This is a genomic window from Enterobacter sp. 342, from assembly GCF_036663495.1.
In the GTDB taxonomy this organism is placed as follows: Bacteria; Pseudomonadota; Gammaproteobacteria; order Enterobacterales; family Enterobacteriaceae; genus Enterobacter.
In genome coordinates this window covers 78812-104473 of sequence record NZ_JAWUEI010000007.1, presented here as the reverse complement: position 1 = coordinate 104473, position 25662 = coordinate 78812, and the positions used below count along the sequence as shown (strand labels likewise).

Here is a 25662-nt window from a genome sequence, read left to right as displayed (position 1 = left end):
CTCCCGACTAGTCATTAATTTAAAGTGGGTCGAAGTGTCTGGTGATTCATGGGGCCAGTCTAATCTGCATTACGACCCAAAAGTGACGGTTTACTCACAGAAAAAGATTAAGAGATAATTAATCTAAAGATAAATATTAAAAACATCATTTACTTATTGGGGTTGTTCACGCAGGCTGTTAGCAGCCATATATTTACAGATAGCCGATAAGAGATGATAGTAGGGAGGCATGATGAAAAAAAAGTGATTGAAGCACTTTTTACTGGTTGCTGTTCGGATCCATTCTCTACACTTGGTATGCATTGTACCGACGCCGGACTGGAAGTTCGTGCATTATTACCTGATGCCACCGATGTGTGGGTCATTGAACCAAAAAACGGGCGCAAAGTCGGCAAGCTGGAATGCCTTGATTTGCGCGGTTTCTTTAGCGGCGTTCTGCCGCGTCGTAAAAATCCTTTTCGCTATCAGCTGGCCGCCACCTGGCACGGACAGCAGCATCTGATTGATGACCCGTACCGTTTTGGCCCACTGTTACAGGAACTGGACATTTGGCTGCTGTCGGAAGGCACGCATCTTCGCCCCTATGAAACGCTGGGCGCGCATCCCGATACGATAGACGATGTTGTCGGTACGCGCTTCTCGGTCTGGGCACCTAATGCCCGCCGGGTGTCGGTCGTTGGCCAGTTTAACTACTGGGATGGTCGTCGCCATCTGATGCGACTACGTAAAGAGTCCGGCATCTGGGAGCTGTTTGTTCCCGGCGCGTTTAACGGTCAGTTGTACAAATTCGAGCTTATTGATGCCCACGGCAATCTGCGGGTGAAGTCCGACCCTTACGCCTTCGAAGCGCAAATGCGCCCGGAAAGCGCCTCGCTTATCTGCGGGTTGCCGGAAAAGGTCGAGCAGCCTCCAGCGCGCAAGCAGGCTAACCAGTTTGATGCGCCTATATCGATTTATGAAGTGCACCTCGGCTCCTGGCGCCGCCACACCGATAATAACTTCTGGCTGAGCTATCGCGAGCTTGCCGACCAGTTGGTCCCGTATGCCAAATGGATGGGCTTTACTCATCTGGAGCTGCTGCCGGTTAACGAACATCCGTTTGACGGCAGTTGGGGCTATCAGCCGACCGGGCTGTACGCGCCCACCCGTCGCTTCGGCACCCGGGAGGATTTCCGCTACTTTATCAACGCCGCGCACGCCGCGGGGCTTAACGTTATTCTGGACTGGGTGCCAGGCCATTTTCCGGCGGATGACTTTGCGCTCGCCTCGTTTGACGGCACCTCGCTGTATGAACACTGCGACCCGCGCGAAGGCTACCACCAGGACTGGAACACCCTGATTTACAACTACGGCCGCCGCGAGGTCAGCAACTTCCTGGTTGGTAATGCGCTGTACTGGATTGAACGCTTTGGCATTGATGCGCTGCGGGTCGATGCGGTGGCATCAATGATTTATCGCGACTACAGCCGCAAAGAAGGTGAGTGGGTACCGAACGAATTTGGCGGCCGGGAAAACCTTGAAGCCATTGAGTTCCTGCGTAATACCAACCGCGTGCTGGGCGAACAGACGCCGGGGGCGGTAACGATGGCGGAAGAGTCGACCGATTTTGCTGGCGTTTCTCGTCCTTCCTCCACTGGCGGTCTGGGGTTCTGGTTCAAGTGGAACATGGGCTGGATGCATGATACCCTCGACTATATGAAACTGGATCCGGTATACCGTCGTTTTCATCACAACAAGATGACCTTCGGTATGCTCTACAACTACACCGAAAACTTTGTCCTGCCACTCTCTCATGATGAAGTGGTGCACGGCAAAAAATCCATTCTCGACCGCATGCCGGGCGATGCCTGGCAGAAGTTCGCTAACCTGCGAGCCTACTACGGATGGCTGTTCGCCTTCCCGGGTAAAAAGCTGCTGTTTATGGGCAATGAGTTTGCACAAGGACGTGAGTGGAATCACGACGGAAGCCTCGACTGGCGTCTGCTTGAGGGCGTAGACAGCTGGCACCACGGCGTTCAGCGACTGGTGCGCGATCTCAACCATACCTATTGTCGCCACAAAGCGCTGCATGAGCTGGATTTCGACCACTACGGTTTCGAATGGCTGGTGGTCGACGATCATGAGCACTCGGTGTTTGTCTTTGTGCGTCGCGACAGGGAGGGTAACGAAATTATCGTCGTCAGCAACTTCACCCCGGTACCGCGCCATGATTATCGTTTCGGCATCAACCAGCCTGGCCGCTGGCGCGAAGAGCTGAACACTGACTCAATGCACTATCATGGCAGCAATACCGGTAATGGCGGCATCGTTGAAAGCGATGTCATTGCCAGCCATGGTCGCGAGCATTCCCTCTCCATTACGCTACCGCCGCTGGCGACGATCTGGCTTACAAGGGTGCCTGATAATCAATAAACTTCGGAGGTTTCTACTACCCGGCGGTGGGGTTATTCATTTAAATAGTAGTGCCATGGTAGTTGAGTTATTCCCGGAGGTGGTCTCTTCTGAATTAATTTACAGAAGAATATTTTTTATTCGCTGTTTCCTTTTGTTGTTTTTATTTTAATGGCAGGACATCACTATGAGTAAACATGAATATAATGACAATGTCATGCTGGCACGCCAGTTACCGCTTAAATCTGTGGCGCTGATCCTAGCGGGAGGTCGAGGGACACGATTAAAAGACCTGACAGCAACCCGGGCAAAACCGGCGGTACATTTTGGTGGCAAGTTCAGGATTATTGATTTTGCTTTATCAAACTGTATTAATTCCGGGATAAGACGGATTGGGGTCATTACACAATATCAATCACATTCCCTGGTTCAGCATATCCAGCGCGGTTGGTCTTTCCTCAATGAAGAGATGAATGAATTCGTCGATTTATTACCCGCCCAGCAACGCGTGCATGGTGAGAACTGGTACCGGGGTACTGCCGATGCTGTCACACAGAACCTGGATATTATTCGACGCTATGGTGCGGAATATGTCGTTATTCTAGCGGGTGATCATATCTATAAACAGGATTATTCCCGGATGCTGATTGACCATGTTAAAAAAGGAGCCCGGTGTACTGTGGCCTGCCTTCCTGTACCTGTGGAATACGCAAGTGCTTTTGGTGTCATGGCTGTGGATGAAAATGATAAAATCATTGATTTTATTGAAAAACCTTCTAATCCTCCTACTGTGCCGGGGGATAAAACCAAATCGCTTGCCAGTATGGGGATCTATGTATTTGATGCTGAATACCTCTATCAGCTACTGGATGAAGATGGTCGGGATGAACAGTCCAGCCACGATTTCGGCAAAGATATTATTCCAGCAATTACGGTATCCGGAGAAGCCTGGGCACATCCTTTCCCGCGCTCCTGTGTGCAGACAGATAATAATGCAGAACCGTACTGGCGTGATGTCGGAACTCTGGAGGCCTACTGGAAAGCGAACCTTGATTTAGCTTCCGTGGTACCTGAACTAGATGTTTATGATCGCAACTGGCCGATCCATACTTATGTAGAGTCTTTACCGAGCGCAAAATTTGTTCAGGACCGCACAGGCAGTCATGGAATGACCATGAATTCACTGGTCTCCGGCGGCTGCATTATATCTGGTTCTGTCGTTGTTCATTCAGTTTTATTCTCCAGCGTACGGATTAACTCTTTTTGCAATATTGATTCGGTTGTTTTATTACCCGGTGTGTGGGTAGAACGTTCCTGTCGGTTACGACGCTGTGTGATTGATCGTGGATGTGTGATCCCTGAAGGAACGGTCATTGGTGAGAATGCTGTCGAGGACGCCCGTCGTTTTTATCGTTCTGAAGAAGGGATCGTTCTTGTCACTAAAGAAATGCTGAGGAGGCCTGAATAATGAACGGATCTCCTGAAAGGCATTCCGCAGAGATCATGGTGACAATCTCTAGCCCGGACTGATCTTACCCTGCCATCCCCGGACAGCTTTTGTATCTTAAGTTAACGATGCCCGCTGTCGCCGGTATTCCCCAGGGGAGTAATATCCCAGCGCACTGTGCGGGGTTCATTGTAATGCGTGAACGCTGCTGCTGCAGGGTTTTGCAGGGCTGTTCTCACATTCGGTTTTGGCATGAACGCGATATAGTCTTCCTTCATCGTCTTCACGAACTGTTCGGCCATGCCATTACTCTGCGGGCTGCTCACCGCTGTTGTGCAGGGCTCCAGATTCAGCTCTCAGGCGAACCTCCGCGTTTCATGCGCGGTATACGCGGAACCGTTGTCCGCCAGCCACTGCACCGCTGTGTCCGGCAACTTATCGCCGAAGCGCTTTTCTACCGACCTCAGCATTACATCCTGCACGGTCGAACTGTCGTAGCCACCGGTACTCGCCGCCCAGTCTATGGCTTCTCTGTCGCAACAGTCCAGCGCGAACGTTACCCGCAGTTTCTCGCCATTGTCGCAGCCGAACTCGAAGCCGTCAGAGCACCAGCGCTGATCGCTCTGCGCCACCGCCACCTTACCGTTGTGTTCCCGACCCGGCACCGGGCGCGGCGGCCTGTCATGCAGCAACAACAGGCTGTTTTCGCTCATCACCCGATAAACCCGTTTAGCATTCACCGGCGCAAGCCCCTCATCGCGGGCCTGACGCCGCAGCACCGCCCAGACCCGGCGGTAGCCATAACACGGCATATCGGCGATAACCACCAGTATGCGCCATAGCAGCGCCGCATCCGCTTCTTCATCGCGCTGGTTACACCGCCCATCCTGCCAGTCGGCGGAACGATTAACCCGAAGTGATAATTGCGCACGCGACACGCCCATGGTGCGGCTGACCTGTGCTATTCCTTGTCCTTTGGCAACAAGGGCGCATGCGCTATCCATTTTCGGGATACACCGTACTCCACGGCTTCTTTCATGATCTCAACTTCCATCGTCTTCCTGCCCAGAAGGCGCTGAAGCTCCCGGACCTGCTTCAGAGCAGCAGTAAGCTCTGAAGCTGGAACGACTTCCTCTCCGGCCGCAACGGGGGTAAGGCTGCCTTCCTGGTATTGCTTCTTCCACTTGAACAGCAAACTGGGCTGAATACCGTGCAGGCGTGTGACGTGGGAGACATTCATGCCCGGCTCCATCGTCTGCTGGATAATGGCGATCTTCTCCTGAGGAGTTTACGTTTACGGACTTCTTGCCCTAACAGGATTCTGGTCATCTCAAAATTGGCGTTAGTGTTAGACATATATTCAAGCCTATCTCTTATCTGGGGATACAGCTACAGTCTGGGGTTTCAGGGGGCGACATCACTCGGGTGAATAAATCCCAAGGGTAGAACGAGCTCTTTTTGATGCTATATCAATACCAGTTCCTGGACGTTCTTGCTCCCATGAAAAGAACTGATTTGTTGCCGCTTTTTTATTTTTTGAAAAGTTCGAGTAATTTATAAAGCAATTTACGGCCCATTCTATTTGATTAGTCGATGCTAAAACTAATCCAAGGTTATTCCATGATGAACCTCTACGTGGAGCTAGTTTAAGTGATGATGTCAGATTCATTTGTGCTGCAGTATAATCGCCGATCATGTAATATGCATATCCAAGGTTCCCTAATACTTCAGCATCTGACGGGTATATTTTTTTTGCTGTTTCAAGATTAGCTATAGCAGAAATGAACTGATTTGACCTAATTTGTATAATAGCCTTTTGATTTAGCGCTCTTGATTCTGAACGATCTTTTTTAGTGATTATTACCCGTGGTGCTGAGATTCCAGAGTTTCTATACGATGTATCAACCTGCTTAGTATTTGAGTATGTCGTTGATATGTTCTTTTTGTCTATTGTTGTTAGATAATATACGTCATTAGGGGGCGTCGTTAACATTTTGTATTTAATGTTTTCTGGGAAGTTCATTGCGGTGTATACAGTGTCCATATCAAGTGATAATGATCTTGCTTGGTCATTATCAATTTCATTAATGCTTATACGATGAACACCAATTATACTTTCGGGAAAAGCATGGCGTCGTATTCCCGCGCCAAATAAAAGAACGCAAGCACTAACACACTCCCATCTATTTGGCACTACCGTTGTTAAATTATTACTTGATATAATCAATGACATCTTTAAGGCGTCGGCAACATTACCACCAAGACTATTTAACCAAATCTGACTGAGTGGCATGTTATCTTGCTTAAATGAGTCGATTTGTTTTGCGAAAATGTATGCATCTCCTGAAGAAATACTTCCATTTACGGTAAGTAGAAACGTTCCATCCTCCATTGCTCCTGCTTGGAAGTTTAAATTTCCATATACAGACCCTAAAGTCTGAGTAAATATTGCAGCCGCGATTATCCATTTTTTTATTTTTCTTAAGGATTTTTTTTCCATTTTACTCCTCCTAAAAATACCTCTCATCCAGTAAACCTGAGTGCGACTAATAGCTAGGACCACGAATCTTCTCTATGCCATGCCCCTAATATTATCACTAAATAATGATTTTAGGAATGCGCAAATCATTTAAAAGGAAGGTTCAGTCTAATACAATAGACTAATATTGATACATTTTTCCGATCAGTGCTTCTCACTGAGTATTTCGCTCTATTCGGTTACGGATTGGCATTGAAGTTCTATCAGAGTTTCTCATCCATTCTATCAACTGGGAACTTAACTTTTCATTCTACTTTTTAACCTGTTTTTTCGCCGCTTTCCACTACTGGCGGTTTTTTCTCGTAAATTTACCCTGCAGAACCACTCTTTGCGCGTTATGCACCAGTCTGTCCAAGATTGTGTCTGCCGTTGCTGGGCAAGATCAGTAATGGCAGACTCATCAAGCCAGACCGTCAGCGAACCGCGCTGCCTGAGCACTTTGTTGTAGGCAGACCAGTTGGTGATTTTAAACTTTTGCTTTGCCATGGGGACCTGATGCTGAAACGTCTGTAACGATCAGATCCGCCCATCTCCTGAAAGTTCGATTTATTCAACAAAGCCGACGATACAGTCAAGGTAAACAATGGGATCCTCCATCTCGAGAATGAATTATCTGTTGTTATCTACCATATTTCTCAACCTGAAACTTTGCCAGTGACTATGCCATTGGGCTTTATAACAACTAACAAAAAGTCGGTTAAGATTATTGGAGCGCTGATTACTGAATATCTGAAAAGTAGCTCTGGTTTTGATAAGCCACATGACTGTGGATTTCTTTCTTCGATAGTTGAAAAATGCTGATAGAATGGTCAGTTACCCTTTTAGTTTTCTTGACCACCTCCATAGGAGGTGGTTATTAATTGCCACTATTAAACCGTTACCTAAGTTGATATTTCTATATTTTGTACCAGTTAACACTCATGTGAACTGGTACAGTACATATCAGATACATCACTCTGACTCATCGGGGATACCATGCATCATATTGCTGTCACCCAGATGTTGTTCCCAGACATCATCGCATTTTATCGTACTGATTTCTTTTCCCTGTTTTAAAACAGTTATTTCCCCATCAGTATTTTTTCCATCATCGATATAGGAAACAGAGTAAGTATACTCGTTTTCTGGTATGTTCAATGTATGTATCGACACACCCTCAGCCCTACTGTAATTCCAGGCCTGACTTAACTGGCTCACATTTTTCACCAAAGTGATTTCAGGAATAACCCCACCATCTCCGTTAATATCCGACTTACCGAATAAATAAGCGACCTCATTATTATTTCTTAACACAGCCACCTCTTTAGTGGTTTTACCTTTTATGACACATCCGAACAGAACATCTGAATCTCCATAAGGTGATGCCATTACTGAACAGGAGATAGTAATTACTCCCAGAGCAGTCACATATTTAATTCCATTTAAAAACCTCATACAAATCCCCTCTAAAAATAAATAATAAATAAAAAGCACTTACCCCAAAGGTAAGTACTTTGCCTCAAAAATGCCTATTCAATATATACAACAATCTTACCATCTGATTGTTCTGTCACGGTAATATCTTTAGTTGTACCATCACTAAGTTGAGCAAATCCATAGTGCTGTTTCCCTTCACTTTCAGTTAACGTTACGTTCTCACATTGCTGTGAGTATTGACGTAACTGTTTATGATAGATATCCGTTACCACCTCGCATGCTGTACGTTCCAGCATCGCTTTGCTACCATTGAACGCAAAGTTCCCGATGCCATATACAACCCAGATCCCAAGCCAGACCAGCAACAGCATTTTCCCCTGACCAACGGCTTTACAACGTTTAGCAATATAAACTGGCGAAAAAAGAATCCACCATTTTGAAAAACTTGCCTTACCATGTTTATCCAGTAGCTTCCAGTCCATATAGAACAAAATAACCAGGGCAATCATAACGAACAGATTAACCGTATAGTTGACAGCTAAACTAAACAAACATGCGGATAAAACGCCGACAACAAACAATCCCGTTGCAATCCAGATATATTTTTCATGTAAAGACGAGCTGTCTATATTTAATAATTTACGGATATTCTCAGCGCTTACAAAATCAGACTTTTTTCTATCGCCAACAATAAAAGAAATCAATTTATTATTATACAGTACCCTGGCTTCATCGTTTAACAAAATGGACTTCATTTCACGGATTAATTTTAAATCTGCATCATCACGCTCACTTACTTTTTGTATCGCATGGTTTAATTCATCAAAGCTGACATTCATATCCAGCTCAAGATATTCATAATAGTTTATCATGATAATTCCTTATCTTTACATAATAGCCAAAATATTACAGAGAACGTTAAACTGATATACTTCAAGAGTGTTGAACAGGAAGTGAGTATAGCGGTAGATATAAAAGAATTATTAAAATACGTAATCACTTCCCTTATAAACATAACAAAACAACAATCCCTATACAAACAAGCAACATGAATAAAACACCAATGCCTAGATAGGCTTTAAAAAGCCTCTTAATTCTTTCTGGCTTCATTTTGACCTCACGACTACAGCAAAAAGAATCGCACCAAATATGGGGTCTATAAGCATACTGATAACAAACCATATGAAGAACGAACGGCCACTGGCCTGAGCCAATTTACCAATAACTATCGATGCTCCGATCCACAAAAGTAAAAGAATAAATGCCATCGTTGGCTCCTTGAAAAATAGCAATAAATGATTGAAGTGGTGGTTTAATGCCGTCACTTTGTCCGATAAACATGTTGAATGGATGGGCAGACTTATACCTGCCGCATTGAAACATCCTTGCTATAGGCGCATGGTGCATCTCCTAATTGTCACCCGATGAGAATCCTGGCCTGATTCTAATCAAATCCTTTCTAAGATAGGGAGGTTATGAGTGCAGGTAAAATTGTTATTACCGATCGAATTTCAATAATTGATCTGTATAATCTATCGATAAAAACGATCAATTTTATATATTTGATAGATTTAATCTATTATTATGATAATATCGATCGTTTTTATAGATCAGTTTATGCGGTAGATGTGGCGTATTAAAATTGATGGGGCAAATAGTGAGTATTTTTTATTCATTAAAATCATAAGGATATGAAATTTTTCATAACCTTCTAGTCAAAGGTATGACCACAATCGTCGCACTCGTATCTGTCAAACAGGAGTCCATCAAGGGCTGAGCCGGTAACCGCTCCTGCAGTTGCACCAGCCACAAACCTCCCTAGCACAGCACCAATAACTGCCCCGATCGCCGTCCCCAGAACTGGCACAACAGAGCCAATTGCAGCCCCAGAACTCGCTCCACTAAGAGCTCCTGCCACACCTCCGGCTATACCTCCAGCCTTCCTGCCGATATTACGTTCGCTGACGCGCTCAGAACCACATATAGGACATGTTGTAGTCATTGATAAAATCTCCTGATTTTCGGTTGTTAAAAAACAAAAAGGCACCCGAACGTTAATGGACAGATGCCTTTACTATTTGATTACAGCTTTACTTACGAAGCTTTCAGTGAGTCTAGATAATCCGCATACCACTGCATCATCTCTCTCCTGCCATCCAGATACTGCGCATGGTTGTAAGTGCCGCGAATGCTGTTCTTATCCACATGGGCAAGCTGTAGCTCAATCCATGCTGAATTAAAGCCCTGCTCATGCAAAATGGTACTCATCGTGTGGCGGAAACCATGACCGGTAGCCCTGCCACCGTAACCGACACGACGAATTAGCACGTTAAGAGACATATCGCTGATCGGCTTAACCTTCTCAAGCCTACCGGGAAAAACGTATTGATAACCACTCGTCATCGTTTTCAGTTCTTCCAGAATAGCCAGCGCTTGTCGGGATAGCGGAACAAGGTGTAGTCGTCGCATTTTCATTCGCTCTTCAGGAATGCTCCAGAGGTTATTTTCAAAGTCGAACTCTGACCATTCCGCTTTACGTAGCTCACCGGGACGAGTCCCCGTCAGTATCAGAAGCCTCATGGCCAGCTTAACGAGTATATTTCCCGTGTACGCCTGCAACACAGTAAAGAAGTCTGACAACTCCGAAACTTCCAGGTGCGCATAATGTTCTTTCTTATGGGGCATCATCACGCTGGCAAGATCTGGCGCAGGGTTAGATAGAGCACGCCCTGTTGCGATTGCATATTTCCATACCTCACCGCAGCGCTGACGTACTTTGCGCATTTTCTCCGTTGCACCTCGTTTCTCAAGGCGGGTCAAAACTGCCATCAGCTCCATAGGCGTAATCGAATCTATTGGACGATGACCGATATGAGGAAAGACATCCTTCTCAAAAGTAGCGATCATTTCAGTGCGGTACGACTCTGCCCAAAGATCGTAACGCCGCTGATACCACTCACGGGCAATCGCCTCAAAGGTATTCCCCAGCCTGTCCTGCTGAGCCAGTTTCTTCTCTTTACGCGAATCACTGGGATTGATACCCGTAGCCAGCAGATCCTGAGCCTCATCTCGCCGTCTACGCGCTTCGGATAAGGAAACCTTCGGGTATGTCCCTAAAGAAAGCATTTTAGCTTTTCCTTCGAAGCGGTAACGGAATCGCCATCCCTTTGAACCGTTGGGCTCAATTTGTAGAGACAGACCGTTGCCATCGGCTTTGGTATACGTTTTTTCCGCAGGCTTCGCGCGGCGGATCTCAAGGTCAGTAAGAGGCATATGTATAGTTTTCTCCTCTGAAATATCGCTATGTGTATAGTTCCAGAGTGTATAGGAGAGCCTATACACATTTCTATGCAACACAGGCTATTGATTTTGGGTAAGTCAGGTTGAATTCCATTGACAAGAAAATGCCAAGAAATCTAGTTAAATCATGTGGTAGTTGAGTTCAGTGGAGTTCTGGAGATTTGAAAATGGAGCGGGCGAAGGGAATCGAACCCTCGTATAGAGCTTGGGAAGCTCTCGTTCTACCATTGAACTACGCCCGCTTTGAGGTGCGTAAGGCATTATAGACCTTACGCCTCTTCATACAAGCCTCTTCACAACTAAATGGCGATTAAATAATCACTTAGCACTTCGGTTTGCTGCCAGGAGCCGGAAGATAACGCTGCGGATCGATGGCCGTCGCCTTATAGCGGATCTGGAAGTGCAATTTCACTGAATCTGTTCCGGTGCTACCCATGGTGGCAATTTTCTGCCCTGCTTTGACGTTCTGCCCGTTGTTAACCAGCATCGTGTCGTTGTGAGCATAAGCCGTGATGTAATCTTCACCATGCTTAATCATGATCAGATTGCCGTAACCGCGCAGCTGGTTACCGACGTAAACCACCTTCCCCGCCCCGGATGCATAAACCGGCGTACCGCGTGCAGCAGCAATATCAATGCCTTTGTTACCGCCCTCTGACAAGGAATATGGCAGCACCACTTTCCCACTAGCAGGCCAGATCCAGCAGCGTTGACCAACCGGCGGCCAGGACGACTGCGGTACCGCGTAAGACGGCGTCACTTTGGCAGTTTTGCCCTTCGACGAGGATTTTTTACCAGAAGACGATCCACCGCTAACCTTCAGTTGCTGTCCCACCTCAATGGTGTATGGCGGAGAAAGCTTATTCAGCCGCGCCAGATCCTTCACGCTGGTCCCCGTTGCGCGCGAAATCCGATACAGCGTATCCCCGCGCTTAACGGTATAGACCGAACCGGAATAGCTACCCATATCTGAAGATTTGCTCCCTGAACAACCTGCCAGCAATAGCGTTAGCGTCAGGCAAATAATGGCGGTGATGGGGTTTCTCGTCAGGCTTCCTGCAAACAAAACAGATCCTCGATCAGCGTGAATGACGCTCTATGATAACAGTCCGGAGAGATATGGGTCAGCCCTTTTCCGCTCTGTGGAACAAACCGTTCCTGTAAGAATGCCGTATAATGCTGCTCTGCTGATGGTGCAGAACCATCCGCATCGTTGGTACTGGAGCATGAATGAGTATTCAAGAACACGTTATTTTGGTAAATGACCAGGGAATGGTGATTGGCACTCAGGAAAAGTACGCCGCTCACACCTCGCATACCCCACTGCATCTGGCTTTCTCCTCCTGGCTGTTTAACGCCAAAGGTGAATGTCTGGTGACCCGACGCGCGTTAAGCAAAAAAGCCTGGCCGGGTGTCTGGACTAACTCCGTGTGCGGACATCCGCAATCGGGTGAAGAGACAGAGCAGGCTATTATCCGACGCTGCCGCTATGAGATCGGTGCCGAAATCACCGATATAACCCCTGTCGCATCAGAGTTTCGCTACCGCGAAACTGATCCTTCCGGGATCGTGGAAAACGAAATTTGCCCGGTATTTGCTGCCCGCATCACCAGTAAAGTGACGATAAACGAAGATGAAGTGATGGAGTATCAATGGGTTGAACTGGACACGTTATTCAGCGCGCTTGACGCGACGCCCTGGGCCTTTAGCCCCTGGATGGTCATGGAAGCGACGACCGCCCGCGAAAAACTCAAAGCCTTCGCAGCGCAATAAAAAAGCCCCTTTCGGGGCTTTTTTAACATCTTAACGACTTATTTCACCGGGCGCATCGCCGGGAACAGGATCACGTCACGGATGGTGTGGCTGTTAGTGAACAGCATCACCATACGGTCGATACCAATACCCAGACCAGCAGTTGGTGGCAGGCCGTGTTCCAGTGCAGTTACGTAGTCTTCGTCGTAGAACATCGCTTCGTCATCGCCTGCCGCTTTCGCGTCAACCTGATCCTGGAAGCGCTGAGCCTGATCTTCCGCATCGTTCAGCTCGCTAAAGCCGTTGCCGATTTCACGGCCACCGATGAAGAATTCGAAACGGTCAGTGATTTCCGGGTTCACGTCATTACGACGCGCCAGCGGAGAAACTTCGGCCGGGTATTCGGTGATGAAGGTCGGCTGAATCAGGTGCGCTTCGGCCACTTCTTCGAAGATCTCGGTCACGATACGGCCCAGACCCCAGCTCTTCTCAACCTTGATACCGATGCTTTCCGCGATTGCTTTCGCAGAGTCGAAGTTATCCAGATCAGCCATGTTGGTTTCCGGACGGTATTTCTTGATCGCTTCGCTCATGGTCAGTTTTTCGAACGGCTTGCCGAAGTCGAACACTTCTTCACCGTAAGGTACCTGCGTGGTGCCCAGAATATCCTGCGCCAGGGTACGGAACAGAGATTCGGTCAGTTCGATCAGATCTTTGTAATCCGCATACGCCATATAGAGTTCCATCATGGTGAACTCTGGGTTATGACGAACGGAGATACCTTCGTTACGGAAGTTACGGTTGATTTCAAACACACGATCGAATCCACCGACCACCAGACGCTTCAGGTACAGTTCCGGCGCGATACGCAGGTACATGTCCAGGTCCAGGGCGTTGTGATGGGTGATGAACGGACGTGCAGAAGCACCGCCTGGGATCACCTGCATCATTGGGGTTTCCACTTCCATAAAGTCGCGGTTAACCATGAACTGGCGGATACCGGCCATGATCCGGGAGCGAATTTTGAAGGTATTGCGGGATTCATCGTTAGAGATGAGATCCAGGTAACGTTGACGATAACGCGCTTCCTGATCCTGCAGGCCGTGGAATTTGTCCGGCAGCGGGCGCAGCGCTTTGGTCAGCAGACGCAGTTCGGTGCAGTGGATAGACAGTTCACCGGTCTTAGTTTTGAACAGTTTACCTTTCGCGCCCAGGATATCGCCCAGGTCCCACTTCTTGAACTGCTCGTTGTAGATGCCTTCTGGCAGACCGTCACGGGAAACGTACAACTGAATACGGCCGCCAACGTCCTGCAAAGTCACGAAAGAGGCTTTACCCATGATACGACGGGTCATCATACGGCCTGCCACTGACACTTCTACGTTCAGAGCTTCCAGCTCTTCATTCTCTTTACCGTCGAAATCAGCGTGCAGTTGGTCTGAGGTATGGTCACGACGAAAATCGTTCGGGAACGGTACGCCCTGCTCACGCAGTGCTGCCAGCTTCTCGCGGCGGGTTTTCAGTTCGTTGTTAAGATCGACTACCGCATCAGCGCCCTGTGCTTGTTGTTCAGACATGTTGGTTCCTCATAACCCTGCTTTCAAACTTGCTTCGATAAATTGATCCAGGCTGCCATCCAGCACCGCCTGCGTGTTGCGGGTTTCAACCCCGGTACGCAAGTCTTTGATGCGGGAGTCATCGAGGACATAAGAACGGATCTGGCTGCCCCAACCGATGTCAGACTTGTTATCTTCCATCGCCTGTTTCTCAGCATTTTTCTTCTGCATCTCCAGTTCATAAAGCTTCGCTTTCATCTGCTTCATGGCCTGGTCTTTGTTTTTATGCTGGGAACGGTCATTCTGGCATTGCGTTACCAGCCCGGTTGGAATGTGGGTGATACGCACCGCAGATTCTGTACGGTTAACGTGCTGACCACCCGCGCCGGATGCGCGGTAAACGTCAATACGCAGGTCAGCCGGGTTAATTTCGATATCAATATCTTCGTCAACTTCCGGGTAAACGAATGCAGAACTAAAGGAGGTATGACGACGGCCGCCGGAGTCGAACGGGCTCTTACGTACCAGGCGGTGAACGCCGGTTTCAGTACGCAACCAGCCGTAGGCGTAATCGCCAATGATTTTGATGGTCACGGATTTCAGACCCGCAACTTCACCTTCAGATTCTTCGATAATCTCGGTTTTGAAGCCGCGCGCTTCTGCCCAACGCAGATACATACGCGTCAGCATACTGGCCCAGTCCTGCGCTTCAGTACCGCCAGAACCTGCCTGAATATCGAGATAACAGTCAGCGCTGTCATATTCACCGGAGAACATACGACGGAACTCAAGCTGCGCCAGCTTCTCTTCCAGAACGTCGAGTTCTGCCACGGCTTCGTTAAAGGTTTCTTCGTCGTCGGCTTCTACGGCCAGCTCCAGTAAACCGGAAACATCTTCCAGCCCCTGAGCCATTTGATCCAGCGTATCTACGATAGCTTCGAGAGAGGAACGCTCTTTACCCAGCGCCTGTGCGCGCTCAGGTTCGTTCCAGACGTCAGGCTGTTCCAGCTCGGCGTTTACTTCTTCAAGACGCTCTTTCTTGGCATCGTAGTCAAAGATACCCCCTAAGAACGTCAGAGCGCTCCGTGAGGTCCTGAATACGGTTTTTTACCGGATTAATTTCAAACATGGTCTGTTTTCTTTTATGGACTTGTCAAAATGCGGTGATAAGAGCGGGATTGTACCGAATCCACGCCCTTTTTTATAGAGATTACTGCCGCTAAATTGGCCAGATATTGTCGATGATGATCTGGAGGCTGCGGTTACCGCGAAACTCGTTGATGTCCAGTTTGTACGCCAGCTCAACCTCGCGAACGCCGTTGTCCGGCCATATCGCCGTGTCAACGTTGAAGGCAATACCATCCAGCAACGGACCACCGCCCACGGGTTCAACCATCACTTTCAGATGGCGTTCGCCGACAATACGCTGTTGCAACAGACGGAAACGGCCGTCAAATAACGGTTCCGGGAACATCTGTCCCCATGGACCGGCATCGCGGAGCATTTGTGCCACGTCCATCGTCATCTCAGCGGGGGCAAGCTCGCCATCAGATACCACTTCCCCTTGCAACAGGGCCGGGTCGATCCAGTCGGTCACCAGCTCGCCAAACAGACGCTGAAACTCATCGAATTTCGCCTCTTCCAGCGACAAGCCTGCCGCCATCGCGTGGCCACCAAACTTGATCATGAGATTCGGGTAAAGCGTATCAAGTCGCTCCAGCGCATCGCGCATGTGCAGGCCCTGAATCGATCGACCGGAGCCTTTCAGCGTGCCGTCGCCTGCCGGGGCAAACGCGATCACCGGACGGTGGAAACGCTCTTTAATGCGCGACGCCAGAATCCCGACCACCCCCTGATGCCACTCAGGGTGATACATCGCCAGACCGCCAGGCAGCGTATCGCCACTCCGTTCAAGTGTTTCGCACAAGGTCAGCGCTTCTGCCTGCATTCCCTGCTCAATCTCTTTACGGGTCTGGTTCAGAGCGTCCAGTTCATTGGCAAGGACACGCGCTTCACCAATATTGTCGCAAAGCAGCAGTGCGACGCCGACGGACATATCGTCCAGCCTTCCGGCTGCATTCAGACGCGGTCCGATGGCAAAGCCCAAATCACTGGCCGCCAGTTTGAGCGGGTCACGGTTGGCAATTTCCAGCAAGGCCTTAATTCCCGGACGGCATTTGCCCGCCCGAATGCGGCTTAAACCCTGCCAGGTCAAAATACGATTATTGGCATCAAGCGGCACCACGTCTGCAACTGTTCCCAGCGCCACCAGGTCGAGATACTCGGCCAGATTGGGTACGGCAATCCCGCGGGAGTCAAACCAGCCTTTGTCGCGCAACAGCGTACGCAGCGCCAGCATCAGATAAAACGCCACCCCTACACCCGCCAGTGATTTCGACGGGAAATCACAGTCGCGCAGGTTTGGGTTGATGATCGCTTCCGCTGCAGGGAGTGTGTCACCCGGCAGGTGGTGATCGGTGACCAGCACCGGGATCCCAAGCTTATGGGCATGATCGACACCCGCATGGGAGGAGATCCCATTGTCCACGGTCATGATCATCTGTGCACCGCGGGCATGGGCCTGATCGACCACTTCAGGGCTGAGGCCGTAACCGTCTTCAAAACGGTTCGGCACCAGATAGGTCACGTTATCGCAGCCCAGCGCCCGCAGACTGAGTACACTCAGCGCAGTACTGGTTGCACCGTCTGCATCGAAATCCCCCACCACCACGATTCGCGTTCCTTCCTGGAACGCGTTGTAGAGCATTTCTACGGCTTTTTCGATGCCATTCAGCTGTTGCCAGGGCAGCATCCCTTTCACGCTCCGCTCAAGATCTTCAGCGGTACGCACGCCACGGCTGGCGTAGAGCCGTTTCAGCAGTGGTGGAAGATCGTCTGGCAAATCAATCTGCTCGGCCGCCTCACGACGGCGCAATTTTATTGGGGCTTTCACGCGGTTTATTTACCACCAAACTGTTTCTGGTGCGCGTCGAGGAACTCTTTCATCTCTTTTGGTCCCTGGTAGCCTGGAACAACATAACCGTTGCTCAGGACAATCGCTGGCGTACCGCTCACGCCAAATTGCACGCCCAGTGCATAGTGGTTGGCAATGTCGATGTCACAGGATGCAGGTGCAACAGCTTTACCGTTCATCGCATCATCAAACGCTTTGTTGCGGTCTTTTGCACACCAGATAGCTTTCATATCCTGCTCTGGCTGGCTCTGCACGCCTGCACGTGGGAAAGCCAGGTAACGCACGGTAATGCCCAGCGCGTTGTAGTCTTTCATCTCTTCATGCAGTTTGTGGCAGTAGCCACAGGTGATGTCAGTGAAGACGGTAATGACATGTTTTTCCTGCGCCGCTTTGTAGACAATCATTTCTTTTTCGAGCGCGTTCAGGTTTTTCATCAGCAGCTGGTTGGTGACGTTTACCGGCTGCGCGCCGCTCACATCGTACATTGGCCCCTGAATAATGTGTTTACCGTCTTCGGTGACATACAGCACGCCGCTGCTCGTCAGCACCGTTTTCATACCGGCAACTGGTGCTGGCTGAATATCGCTACCGGTGACGCCAAGCTTAGCCAGCGACTGTTTGATTGCGGCGTCATCCGCGTGGGCGAAACCGGTAAATGAGGCTGCCAGCAGGGTGAACAGCGCAAAAGACTTTTTCATATTTGATCCTGTTACAATTCGTCGGCACTCACGCACGAGGGTGGTGCTGTTGGTGTAGCTGCCGCAGGCGTTCCGTCGCGACATGAGTATAAATTTGCGTCGTGGAAAGGTCGCTATGCCCCAGCAACATCTGCACCACGCGTAAATCAGCGCCGTGGTTTAACAGATGCGTCGCGAAAGCATGACGCAATACGTGCGGCGAAAGCTTTTCACTGTCGATACCCGCCAGTGTGGCGTAATGCTTGATGCGATGCCAGAACGTTTGCCGTGTCATCTGCTGCGCGCGCTGGCTCGGGAACAGAACATCAATAGAAGCGCCATTGAGCAACCACGGACGGCCGTGCTCCAGATACGTTTCCAGCCAGTAAATCGCCTCTTCTCCCAGCGGAACCAGCCTTTCCTTGTTTCCTTTACCGATGACACGGACCACACCCTGACGCAGACTGATGTCGCTCATCGTCAGGCCAACCAGTTCAGAAACACGCAAGCCGGTAGCATACAATAGCTCAAGCATGGCTTTATCGCGTAACTCCAGCGGCAGGTCAACTGCGGGTGACCGTAATAATCTCTCAACTTGTGCTTCGCTGAGATCTTTCGGTAGCCGTTGCGGAAGTTTAGGGGATGCAAGCAGTGCGCTGGGATCATCTTCGCGAATTTTCTCACGGTAGAGATGCTGGAACAGACGACGCATTGCGCTGAGCAAACGAGCGGAGCTGGTCGCTTTATAGCCCCCAGCGATACGTTCCCCGAGCAGTGCCTGGAGGTCGTCACTTTGTGCGCTCGCAAGAGACAGCCCACGGTGTGTCAGCCACTCCACCAGCATGGTGAGATCGCGCCGGTACGCACTGAGCGTATTCTCAGCCAGGTTTTTCTCCAGCCACAGCGCGTCGAGAAACTGTTCGATCAGTGCGAGATCCTTTTCCACATCAGCCCCTTTGATTCTGCAGTCAGGCCATTATGCCTGATTGTTACAGGTTTCTGGTACACTACGCGCAAAGTCAAAGCAAGAATTGAGATAGTTACGCGATGAATATTGGTCTGTTCTATGGTTCCAGCACCTGCTACACCGAAATGGCGGCAGAGAAAATTCGCGACATCATTGGCCCGGAACTGGTGACGTTGCATAACCTGAAAGATGACGCACTCACACTGATGGAGCAGTACGACGTGTTGATCCTCGGTATCCCAACCTGGGATTTCGGCGAGATACAGGAAGACTGGGAAGCCATCTGGGACCAGCTTGATACGCTCAACCTCAGCGGCAAAATTATCGCCATGTACGGCATGGGTGATCAATTAGGTTACGGAGAATGGTTCCTGGACGCACTCGGCATGCTGCACGATAAACTGGCACCGAAAGGCGTTACGTTTATCGGCTACTGGCCAACCGAAGGGTATGAGTTCACCAGTAAAAAGCCGATAATTGCCGATGGCGAGCTGTTTGTTGGACTCGCGCTGGATGAAACCAACCAGTACGATCTCAGCGATGATCGCCTGCAAACCTGGTGCGAGCAGATTCTGGGCGAAATGGCAGAACAGTTTAGCTAACGCGCATTACTCCTGCGTCGACTGTTGTAATAACATCCGGCGCAGGTCTCGCCACTCTGAAGCATCCATACTGTCAGCCGCCAGCCACAGATGCTGACAACGCCCACCGTCCACATTGCGTAACCGTAACATCATGCCGGAGTTGAGCATCCAGGGCATCCCGAGAATATCCCACTCTTTACCCTGCCAGCGCAGGCGGGAATCCATCAGGAGTTTAATTTCTCCCTGACGGGCATTAATGCGACGCTGGCTGCGTACACTGTCAAAAACGACAAACGACAGTAACAGCAGCCACAGAGGCGTATAGCTCAGCGGCCATGGCATCAGTAATACAAAGGCCGCAACCAGACCGTGGAGCAATAAAGACATCCACTGAGAGCGCCATGAGACGCGAAGATCAGATTGCCACAGGACCACGTTCCCGATTCCGTGTTTGAATTAATTGCACCATCCGTTGCAACTCGGTGTCGGCGGGTTTGCCGTGGTTCATCAGCCAGTTGAATAAATCTGGATCGTCAGACTCAAGCAGGCGAACAAACAGACGCTTATCATCATCGCTTAAGCTGTCATACTCATATTCGAAGAAAGGCATGATGGAAATATCAAGTTCACGCATGCCGCGGCGGCATGCCCAGTGAATACGGGCCTTGTTGTTAATATCCATGTTCTGTTTCCTGCATTACGTTTGGCACAGTCGGTACCCCGTTCAGTGTTCTTGATTTCTCTACGGGGACACCAGCTAGTGTAACGTGTTTTTGACCGTTTCTTTACTGGAATCTTGCGATATACAAGCAGGCTTCCAGAATAAACCCCACGAAGACAGCGGATTACACTATTTTGCGTGGCGTTACGCAGAACCAGTTTATGGCACAAATGGCCTGCTGAAAGCGCTTGCATTGCCAGCAGGCTCTTTTACCATTAGGCATTATCAAAGCGTTAAGCAATTCAGGATATCGTTATGGCATTTACACCATTTTCTCCTCGCCAGCCCGCCGCCTCTGCGCGTCTGCCGCTGACGCTTATTTCTCTTGATGACTGGGCGCTGGCAACACTCACCGGTGCCGATGCCGAAAAATACTTGCAGGGTCAGGTGACCGCCGATGTCAGCCAGATGACTGAACATCACCACCTGCTGGCAGCACATTGCGACCCTAAAGGCAAAATGTGGAGCAACCTGCGTCTCTTCCGTCGTCAGGACGGCTTTGCCTTTATTGAGCGCCGCAGCCTGCAAGACGCCCAACTCAAAGAACTGAAAAAGTACGCTGTCTTTTCCAAAGTCACTATTACCCCGGACGACGAACATATCCTGCTGGGTGTGGCGGGTTTTCAGGCGCGCGCCGCGCTGAAAAATCTTTTCAGCGAATTGCCCGATGCAGAAAAACAGGTGGTCAGCGAAGGTGCTACCTCTATCCTGTGGTTCGAACACCCGGTGGAGCGTTTCCTGTTAGTGACGGATGCCGCCACAGCAGAGCGCGTGACCGAGGCGCTACGCGGTGAGGCTCAGTTCAACAACAGTCAGCAGTGGTTGGCACTTAACATTGAAGCAGGTCTGCCAGTGATTGACGCAGCAAACAGCGCGCAGTTTATTCCTCAGGCAACCAACCTCCAGGCTCTGGGTGGTATTAGCTTTAAGAAAGGTTGTTACACCGGCCAGGAGATGGTGGCTCGTGCAAAATTCCGCGGGGCAAACAAACGTGCGCTGTGGACACTGGCGGGTCATGCCAGCCGTGTACCTGAAGCGGGTGAAGATTTAGAGCTGAAGATGGGTGATAACTGGCGCCGCACCGGCACCGTGTTAGCTGCCGTACAGCTTGAAGATGGTCGTCTTCTGGTTCAGGCCGTTATGAATAATGACATGGAAGCCGATAGCGTGTTCCGCGTGCGTGACGATGCCAATACATTAAGTATTGAGCCACTACCGTATTCGCTGAAAGAGTAATCCTGTATCGCCCGGTGGTGCTGCGCTTACCGGGCCTACAGATCCCGCAGGTCGGGTAAGGCGCAGCCGCCACCCGACTAAAAACTACACCTGCCCGACGTACAAATAAATCGCCAGAAAGTGACACACGCTGCCGCCCAGCACAAAACCGTGCCAGATGGCGTGATTGTAGGGGATACGCTTGCAAACGTAGAAAATCACACCCAGCGAATAGACCACCCCGCCAACTGCCAGCAATGTTACCCCACCCGTCGCCAGTTTGATTGCCAACTGATAGACCACAATCAGCGACAGCCACCCCATCGTCAGATAGGTCACCAGTGACAATATCTTAAACCGGTGGGCAATCGTCAGCTTAAACAGGATCCCCAGCAGTGCCAGGCTCCAGATAACAATCATCAGGCCGCGGGCGAGCGGTGAATCGAGCCCCACCAGCAGAAAAGGTGTATAGGTACCAGCAATAAGAAGATAGATGGCACAGTGGTCAAATTTCTTAAGCCACATCTTGGCTCGTTGATGTGGAATTGCGTGATACAGCGTAGAGGCCAGAAACAGCAGGATCATACTCCCGCCATACAGGCTATAGCTGGTAATGGCCATTGCGCTGGCATTGGTGTCTACCGCCTGTACCAGCAATAATACTAAACCGACAATCCCAAACACCAGGCCAATACCGTGGCTGATGCTGTTGGCTATTTCCTCAGCCAGCGAATATCCCTGTGCGATTAATGGTCTGCTCGCCATACAAAACTCCGGGAAAACAAAAGATGATTATTCATCGCATGACTATGCTAACTGAGAATGATTCCAGTGAACACCTGTTCGCTAAAATATTTTCACCATAAATTTTATTCATAAAAATCATATATATAAACAATTTATTCACCTAACATTTGTTCACATAAAAATTTAATCATTATGAATCAATAGCATAAAATTGGATCCTGCCTTCTGGCTGCATGTTATGATGGACAGATGAGGTCTGAATGAGAGTTTTGCCATTGTGAGTATGTTCACCCACGCCGCCATTGCCAGTCTCAATAACCTGGAGATGATGGTCTACAACTATGTCATTAAAAATCGTGACAAAGTCATGTACATGACCATCCGTGAGCTGGCGGATGCGGCTGGTGTCTCAACCACTACGATCCTGCGCTTTTGCCGCAAGCTCAACTGCGAAGGTTATTCTGAATTTCGCGTACGCTTCAAACTCTATCTGGAGCAAAACGAGCCTCAGCAGGCAAACTTCGGTACCAGCGAAATTATCAGCTTCTTTAAAAGCGTGAATAATGAAGAGTTCGATGCGTTATTAGATAGCGCGGTAGATATCATTTTGTCTTCTGAGCGAATTATATTTGTCGGCGCGGGTACGTCAGGCTCTCTGGCAAAATATGGCGCACGATTCTTTTCAAATATTGGTAAATTCAGCAACCATATTGACGATCCTTATTTCCCGGTCACCAATGATATGGCGAAAAATGCGCTGGCCATTGTGCTTTCTGTCTCCGGTGAGACCGAGGAGATCCTGCGTTTCGCCAGCCAGTTCAGCCTGCATCACTGCAAGGTGCTCTCCATTACCAGCCACGAACACTCGCGTCTGGCAAAACTGGCAGACTTTAATCTCTCATGGCACGTCCCCCAGACGCGTATTGGGGGCGTTTATGATATCACCACGCAAATCCCCGTTATCTATATTCTGGAATCTCTCGGCCGCAAACTGGCGAAGAAATTGACAGAATAAAACACCCTGTTTTTTGGAAGTGACAAATCACATTTCACACGAATTGTTATATCGTGACATTTAATTTCGCTTTGCTAGACTCGAAATCAATAAGCCATATATTGAGAATAGCAATGATGAAAAAATTGACCTTACCAAAAGATTTTTTATGGGGTGGCGCAGTTGCCGCTCACCAGGTTGAAGGCGGCTGGAACAAAGGCGGTAAAGGGCCAAGTATCTGCGACGTACTGACCGGTGGCGCACACGGCGTTCCGCGTGAAATCACCCAGGAAGTGGTGCCGGGTAAATACTACCCAAACCATGAAGCGATTGATTTCCATGGTCACTACAAAGAAGACATCAAGCTGTTTGCGGAAATGGGCTTCAAGTGCTTCCGTACCTCTATCGCCTGGACGCGCATCTTCCCGAAAGGGGATGAGACGCAGCCAAACGAAGAAGGGCTGAAGTTCTACGACGACATGTTCGACGAGCTGCTCAAATACAACATCGAGCCGGTCATCACCCTCTCCCACTTCGAAATGCCGCTGCATCTGGTGCAAGAGTATGGCAGCTGGACTAACCGTAAAGTGGTCGATTTCTTTGTGCGCTTCGCGGAAGTGGTATTTGAGCGCTACAAAAACAAGGTCAAATACTGGATGACCTTTAACGAAATCAACAACCAGCGCAACTGGCGCGCGCCCCTGTTCGGCTACTGCTGCTCCGGGGTGGTCTATACCGAGCACGACAACCCGGAAGAAACCATGTATCAGGTGCTACACCACCAGTTCGTGGCCAGCGCTCTGGCGGTGAAAGCCGCCCGTCGTATCAATCCAGAGATGAAAGTCGGCTGCATGCTGGCGATGGTTGCACTCTATCCATTCTCCTGCAAACCAGAAGATGTGATGTTTGCTCAGGAATCCATGCGCGAACGCTATGTCTTTACCGACGTCCAGCTGCGTGGTTACTACCCGTCTTATGTGCTGAACGAATGGGAACGCCGTGGTTTCTCCATCAACATGGAAGCGGGTGACGAACAGATCCTGCGTGAAGGAACCTGTGACTATTTAGGTTTCAGCTATTACATGACCAACGCCGTGAAAGCGGAAGGCGGCACCGGTGATGCCATTTCCGGCTTTGAGGGCAGCGTACCAAACCCACATGTGAAAGCATCTGACTGGGGCTGGCAGATTGATCCGGTTGGCCTGCGTTATTCCCTGTGCGAGCTGTACGAGCGTTATCAGAAACCGCTGTTTATCGTAGAAAACGGTTTTGGTGCGTACGACAAAGTAGAAGAAGACGGCAGCATCAACGACGACTATCGCATCGACTATTTGCGTGCTCACGTGGAAGAAATGATGAAGGCAGTCACGCACGATGGCGTGGATTTGATGGGGTATACCCCTTGGGGCTGCATCGACTGCGTGTCATTCACCACCGGCCAGTACAGCAAGCGCTACGGCTTTATCTATGTGAACAAACACGACGACGGTACTGGCGACATGTCGCGTTCCCGTAAGAAAAGCTTCGAGTGGTATAAAGGCGTGATTGCCAGCAACGGCGAGGCGCTGTAATTTTTTCCGGGTGGCGCGACGCTACCCGGCATTTATTTCCCGCCAGCCAACTCGATAAAACTGCCCGTGACGTACGACGCCTTTTCGCTCAGTAGCCAGACTATCGCCTGTGCTACCTCTTCCGGCTGGCCGCCGCGCTGCATCGGTAGCATCGACTTAACCCGGTCTACGCGCCCCGGTTCACCGCCCGATGCATGAATATCGGTATAGATCAGACCCGGACGCACGCAGTTGACGCGGATCCCCTGTCCGGCGACTTCCAGCGACAGCCCCGTTGTCAGTGAATCCACCGCCCCTTTGGACGCGGCGTAGTCAACATATTCTCCCGGCGCGCCCAGGCGCGACGCCGCGGAAGAGACATTCACTATCGCCCCACCCTTGCCGCCATGCTTGAAAGACATGCGTTTTACTGCCTCACGACAACAGAGAAAGTAACCCGTGACGTTGGTCGCCAGTACGCGATTAATACGTTCTGCGGAGAGATTTTCGATAGTAGATTGCTCAAACAGAATCCCTGCATTATTGACCAGCGCGGTAAGTGGCTCGCCTTCACGATCGAGGCTGTCGAACATCGCCATCACCTGGGCTTCATCGCTGATATCTGCGCGTACGGCAAAGGCTTTACCCCCCGCATCCACAATCTGCCTGATGACGTCCGTCGCGGCTTTAATGTTGTGATGATAATTCACCGCCACAGTGTAGCCTTCGCGTGCCAGTTGCAGCGCGGTGGCTTTCCCGATACCGCGGCTGGCGCCTGTTACAAGTGCAATGCCCATTCTCTTCTCCCAATAAAAAAGCCGGGTAGCGCTAA

Annotated in this window: 22 protein-coding genes, 1 tRNA gene and 2 pseudogenes; 7 read left to right on the top strand and 18 right to left on the bottom strand. The window is 49.8% G+C overall.

Going from position 1 to position 25662, the window contains the following annotated elements; translation table 11 throughout:
- Nucleotides 1-213 precede the first annotated feature (213 nt).
- Nucleotides 214-2412 (top strand): 1,4-alpha-glucan branching enzyme, encoded by a 2199-nt coding sequence (gene glgB, locus V6E55_RS08035; protein WP_115723445.1) that lies wholly within the window; start codon nucleotides 214-216, stop codon nucleotides 2410-2412.
- Nucleotides 2413-2578: 166 nt separating this feature from the next.
- Nucleotides 2579-3859 (top strand): glucose-1-phosphate adenylyltransferase, encoded by a 1281-nt coding sequence (gene glgC, locus V6E55_RS08030; RefSeq protein WP_021314389.1) that lies wholly within the window; start codon nucleotides 2579-2581, stop codon nucleotides 3857-3859.
- Between the two features lie 96 nt (nucleotides 3860-3955).
- Here the strand turns inward: glgC and V6E55_RS08025 are convergent.
- The 9 genes and pseudogenes from V6E55_RS08025 to actS form a co-directional block, all read right to left on the bottom strand.
- Nucleotides 3956-5167 (bottom strand): annotated as a pseudogene (locus V6E55_RS08025) (IS3 family transposase).
- Between the two features lie 88 nt (nucleotides 5168-5255).
- Entirely contained in the window at nucleotides 5256-6338 is a 1083-nt protein-coding gene (locus V6E55_RS08020) for a hypothetical protein (RefSeq protein WP_316942555.1), read from the bottom strand.
- Nucleotides 6339-6749: 411 nt separating this feature from the next.
- Nucleotides 6750-6863 (bottom strand): annotated as a pseudogene (locus tag V6E55_RS08010) (IS5/IS1182 family transposase); the annotation flags it as partial.
- A 465-nt stretch (nucleotides 6864-7328) separates the two neighbouring features.
- Nucleotides 7329-7811 carry a hypothetical protein gene (locus V6E55_RS08005; protein ID WP_047683739.1) on the bottom strand — a complete coding sequence of 161 codons (483 nt, stop codon included), beginning with the start codon at nucleotides 7809-7811 and terminating at the stop codon, nucleotides 7329-7331.
- A 74-nt stretch (nucleotides 7812-7885) separates the two neighbouring features.
- Nucleotides 7886-8665 carry a hypothetical protein gene (locus V6E55_RS08000; RefSeq protein WP_080490680.1) on the bottom strand — a complete coding sequence of 260 codons (780 nt, stop codon included), beginning with the start codon at nucleotides 8663-8665 and terminating at the stop codon, nucleotides 7886-7888.
- A gap of 234 nt (nucleotides 8666-8899) precedes the next feature.
- Entirely contained in the window at nucleotides 8900-9061 is a 162-nt protein-coding gene (locus V6E55_RS07995) for a hypothetical protein (protein WP_040216727.1), read from the bottom strand.
- A gap of 826 nt (nucleotides 9062-9887) precedes the next feature.
- Nucleotides 9888-11066 carry a tyrosine-type recombinase/integrase gene (locus tag V6E55_RS07990; protein WP_115723447.1) on the bottom strand — a complete coding sequence of 393 codons (1179 nt, stop codon included), beginning with the start codon at nucleotides 11064-11066 and terminating at the stop codon, nucleotides 9888-9890.
- 195 nt (nucleotides 11067-11261) lie between these two features.
- Nucleotides 11262-11335 (bottom strand) — tRNA-Gly (locus V6E55_RS07985).
- An 80-nt stretch (nucleotides 11336-11415) separates the two neighbouring features.
- Complete coding sequence (gene actS, locus V6E55_RS07980; protein WP_316942554.1) at nucleotides 11416-12159, bottom strand: amidase activator ActS; 744 nt, start codon at nucleotides 12157-12159, stop codon at nucleotides 11416-11418.
- A gap of 164 nt (nucleotides 12160-12323) precedes the next feature.
- Between actS and idi the strand changes: the two genes are divergently transcribed.
- Nucleotides 12324-12866: an isopentenyl-diphosphate Delta-isomerase gene (gene idi / locus V6E55_RS07975; protein ID WP_316942553.1), complete on the top strand. Its 543-nt coding sequence runs from the start codon at nucleotides 12324-12326 to the stop codon at nucleotides 12864-12866.
- A 38-nt stretch (nucleotides 12867-12904) separates the two neighbouring features.
- On the opposite strand, the gene lysS is transcribed toward idi, so the two are convergent.
- From lysS to xerD, 5 genes are all read right to left on the bottom strand, one after another.
- Entirely contained in the window at nucleotides 12905-14422 is a 1518-nt protein-coding gene (gene lysS, locus V6E55_RS07970; RefSeq protein WP_316942552.1) for a lysine--tRNA ligase, read from the bottom strand.
- A 9-nt stretch (nucleotides 14423-14431) separates the two neighbouring features.
- Nucleotides 14432-15530, bottom strand: a protein-coding gene (prfB, locus tag V6E55_RS07965) for a peptide chain release factor 2 (protein ID WP_096151315.1) whose coding sequence is annotated in 2 segments (ribosomal slippage) — nucleotides 14432-15454 and nucleotides 15456-15530 — 1098 coding nt in all. Because the reading frame shifts where the segments join, the coding sequence is not laid out codon by codon here.
- Between the two features lie 90 nt (nucleotides 15531-15620).
- Nucleotides 15621-17354 carry a single-stranded-DNA-specific exonuclease RecJ gene (gene recJ, locus V6E55_RS07960; protein WP_316942551.1) on the bottom strand — a complete coding sequence of 578 codons (1734 nt, stop codon included), beginning with the start codon at nucleotides 17352-17354 and terminating at the stop codon, nucleotides 15621-15623.
- A gap of 5 nt (nucleotides 17355-17359) precedes the next feature.
- Complete coding sequence (dsbC, locus tag V6E55_RS07955) at nucleotides 17360-18073, bottom strand: bifunctional protein-disulfide isomerase/oxidoreductase DsbC (protein ID WP_114979927.1); 714 nt, start codon at nucleotides 18071-18073, stop codon at nucleotides 17360-17362.
- 28 nt (nucleotides 18074-18101) lie between these two features.
- On the bottom strand, nucleotides 18102-18998 hold the full coding sequence (gene xerD, locus V6E55_RS07950) for a site-specific tyrosine recombinase XerD (RefSeq protein WP_316942550.1): 897 nt from the start codon (nucleotides 18996-18998) through the stop codon (nucleotides 18102-18104).
- Between the two features lie 101 nt (nucleotides 18999-19099).
- Between xerD and fldB the strand changes: the two genes are divergently transcribed.
- Nucleotides 19100-19621, top strand: a complete 522-nt coding sequence (fldB, locus tag V6E55_RS07945) for a flavodoxin FldB (protein ID WP_114979925.1) — start codon at nucleotides 19100-19102, stop codon at nucleotides 19619-19621.
- Nucleotides 19622-19627: 6 nt separating this feature from the next.
- On the opposite strand, the gene V6E55_RS07940 is transcribed toward fldB, so the two are convergent.
- Nucleotides 19628-20038, bottom strand: a complete 411-nt coding sequence (locus V6E55_RS07940; protein WP_114979924.1) for a protein YgfX — start codon at nucleotides 20036-20038, stop codon at nucleotides 19628-19630.
- Complete coding sequence (gene sdhE / locus V6E55_RS07935) at nucleotides 20019-20285, bottom strand: FAD assembly factor SdhE (protein ID WP_010435322.1); 267 nt, start codon at nucleotides 20283-20285, stop codon at nucleotides 20019-20021. Before sdhE ends, V6E55_RS07940 begins: the two co-directional genes overlap by 20 nt.
- Nucleotides 20286-20579: 294 nt before the next feature.
- Here sdhE and ygfZ point away from each other — a divergent pair, with 294 nt between their 5' ends.
- Nucleotides 20580-21560, top strand: coding sequence for a tRNA-modifying protein YgfZ (ygfZ, locus tag V6E55_RS07930; RefSeq protein WP_316942549.1), 981 nt, complete (start codon nucleotides 20580-20582; stop codon nucleotides 21558-21560).
- Nucleotides 21561-21644: 84 nt separating this feature from the next.
- On the opposite strand, the gene trhA is transcribed toward ygfZ, so the two are convergent.
- Entirely contained in the window at nucleotides 21645-22304 is a 660-nt protein-coding gene (gene trhA / locus V6E55_RS07925) for a PAQR family membrane homeostasis protein TrhA (protein WP_114979922.1), read from the bottom strand.
- A 265-nt stretch (nucleotides 22305-22569) separates the two neighbouring features.
- Here trhA and V6E55_RS07920 point away from each other — a divergent pair, with 265 nt between their 5' ends.
- Both V6E55_RS07920 and bglA read left to right on the top strand, forming a co-directional pair.
- Nucleotides 22570-23301 (top strand): MurR/RpiR family transcriptional regulator, encoded by a 732-nt coding sequence (locus V6E55_RS07920; RefSeq protein ID WP_114979921.1) that lies wholly within the window; start codon nucleotides 22570-22572, stop codon nucleotides 23299-23301.
- A 116-nt stretch (nucleotides 23302-23417) separates the two neighbouring features.
- Nucleotides 23418-24851, top strand: coding sequence for a 6-phospho-beta-glucosidase BglA (gene bglA / locus V6E55_RS07915; RefSeq protein ID WP_236921012.1), 1434 nt, complete (start codon nucleotides 23418-23420; stop codon nucleotides 24849-24851).
- A 32-nt stretch (nucleotides 24852-24883) separates the two neighbouring features.
- On the opposite strand, the gene V6E55_RS07910 is transcribed toward bglA, so the two are convergent.
- Nucleotides 24884-25627: an SDR family oxidoreductase gene (locus tag V6E55_RS07910; RefSeq protein WP_114979919.1), complete on the bottom strand. Its 744-nt coding sequence runs from the start codon at nucleotides 25625-25627 to the stop codon at nucleotides 24884-24886.
- Nucleotides 25628-25662 lie beyond the last annotated feature (35 nt).

Excerpts from the sequence above, each read along its gene's own strand:
- glgB (WP_115723445.1), top strand. The coding sequence starts at position 214 with ATGATAGTAGGGAGGCATGATGAAAAAAAAGTGATTGAAGCACTTTTT.
- glgC (WP_021314389.1), top strand. The coding sequence starts at position 2,579 with ATGAGTAAACATGAATATAATGACAATGTCATGCTGGCACGCCAGTTA.
- V6E55_RS08020 (WP_316942555.1), bottom strand. The coding sequence starts at position 6,338 with ATGGAAAAAAAATCCTTAAGAAAAATAAAAAAATGGATAATCGCGGCT.
- V6E55_RS08005 (WP_047683739.1), bottom strand. The coding sequence starts at position 7,811 with ATGAGGTTTTTAAATGGAATTAAATATGTGACTGCTCTGGGAGTAATT.
- V6E55_RS08000 (WP_080490680.1), bottom strand. The coding sequence starts at position 8,665 with ATGATAAACTATTATGAATATCTTGAGCTGGATATGAATGTCAGCTTT.
- V6E55_RS07995 (WP_040216727.1), bottom strand. The coding sequence starts at position 9,061 with ATGGCATTTATTCTTTTACTTTTGTGGATCGGAGCATCGATAGTTATT.
- V6E55_RS07990 (WP_115723447.1), bottom strand. The coding sequence starts at position 11,066 with ATGCCTCTTACTGACCTTGAGATCCGCCGCGCGAAGCCTGCGGAAAAA.
- idi (WP_316942553.1), top strand. The coding sequence starts at position 12,324 with ATGAGTATTCAAGAACACGTTATTTTGGTAAATGACCAGGGAATGGTG.
- lysS (WP_316942552.1), bottom strand. The coding sequence starts at position 14,422 with ATGTCTGAACAACAAGCACAGGGCGCTGATGCGGTAGTCGATCTTAAC.
- dsbC (WP_114979927.1), bottom strand. The coding sequence starts at position 18,073 with ATGAAAAAGTCTTTTGCGCTGTTCACCCTGCTGGCAGCCTCATTTACC.
- fldB (WP_114979925.1), top strand. The coding sequence starts at position 19,100 with ATGAATATTGGTCTGTTCTATGGTTCCAGCACCTGCTACACCGAAATG.
- sdhE (WP_010435322.1), bottom strand. The coding sequence starts at position 20,285 with ATGGATATTAACAACAAGGCCCGTATTCACTGGGCATGCCGCCGCGGC.
- ygfZ (WP_316942549.1), top strand. The coding sequence starts at position 20,580 with ATGGCATTTACACCATTTTCTCCTCGCCAGCCCGCCGCCTCTGCGCGT.
- trhA (WP_114979922.1), bottom strand. The coding sequence starts at position 22,304 with ATGGCGAGCAGACCATTAATCGCACAGGGATATTCGCTGGCTGAGGAA.
- V6E55_RS07920 (WP_114979921.1), top strand. The coding sequence starts at position 22,570 with ATGTTCACCCACGCCGCCATTGCCAGTCTCAATAACCTGGAGATGATG.
- bglA (WP_236921012.1), top strand. The coding sequence starts at position 23,418 with ATGAAAAAATTGACCTTACCAAAAGATTTTTTATGGGGTGGCGCAGTT.
- V6E55_RS07910 (WP_114979919.1), bottom strand. The coding sequence starts at position 25,627 with ATGGGCATTGCACTTGTAACAGGCGCCAGCCGCGGTATCGGGAAAGCC.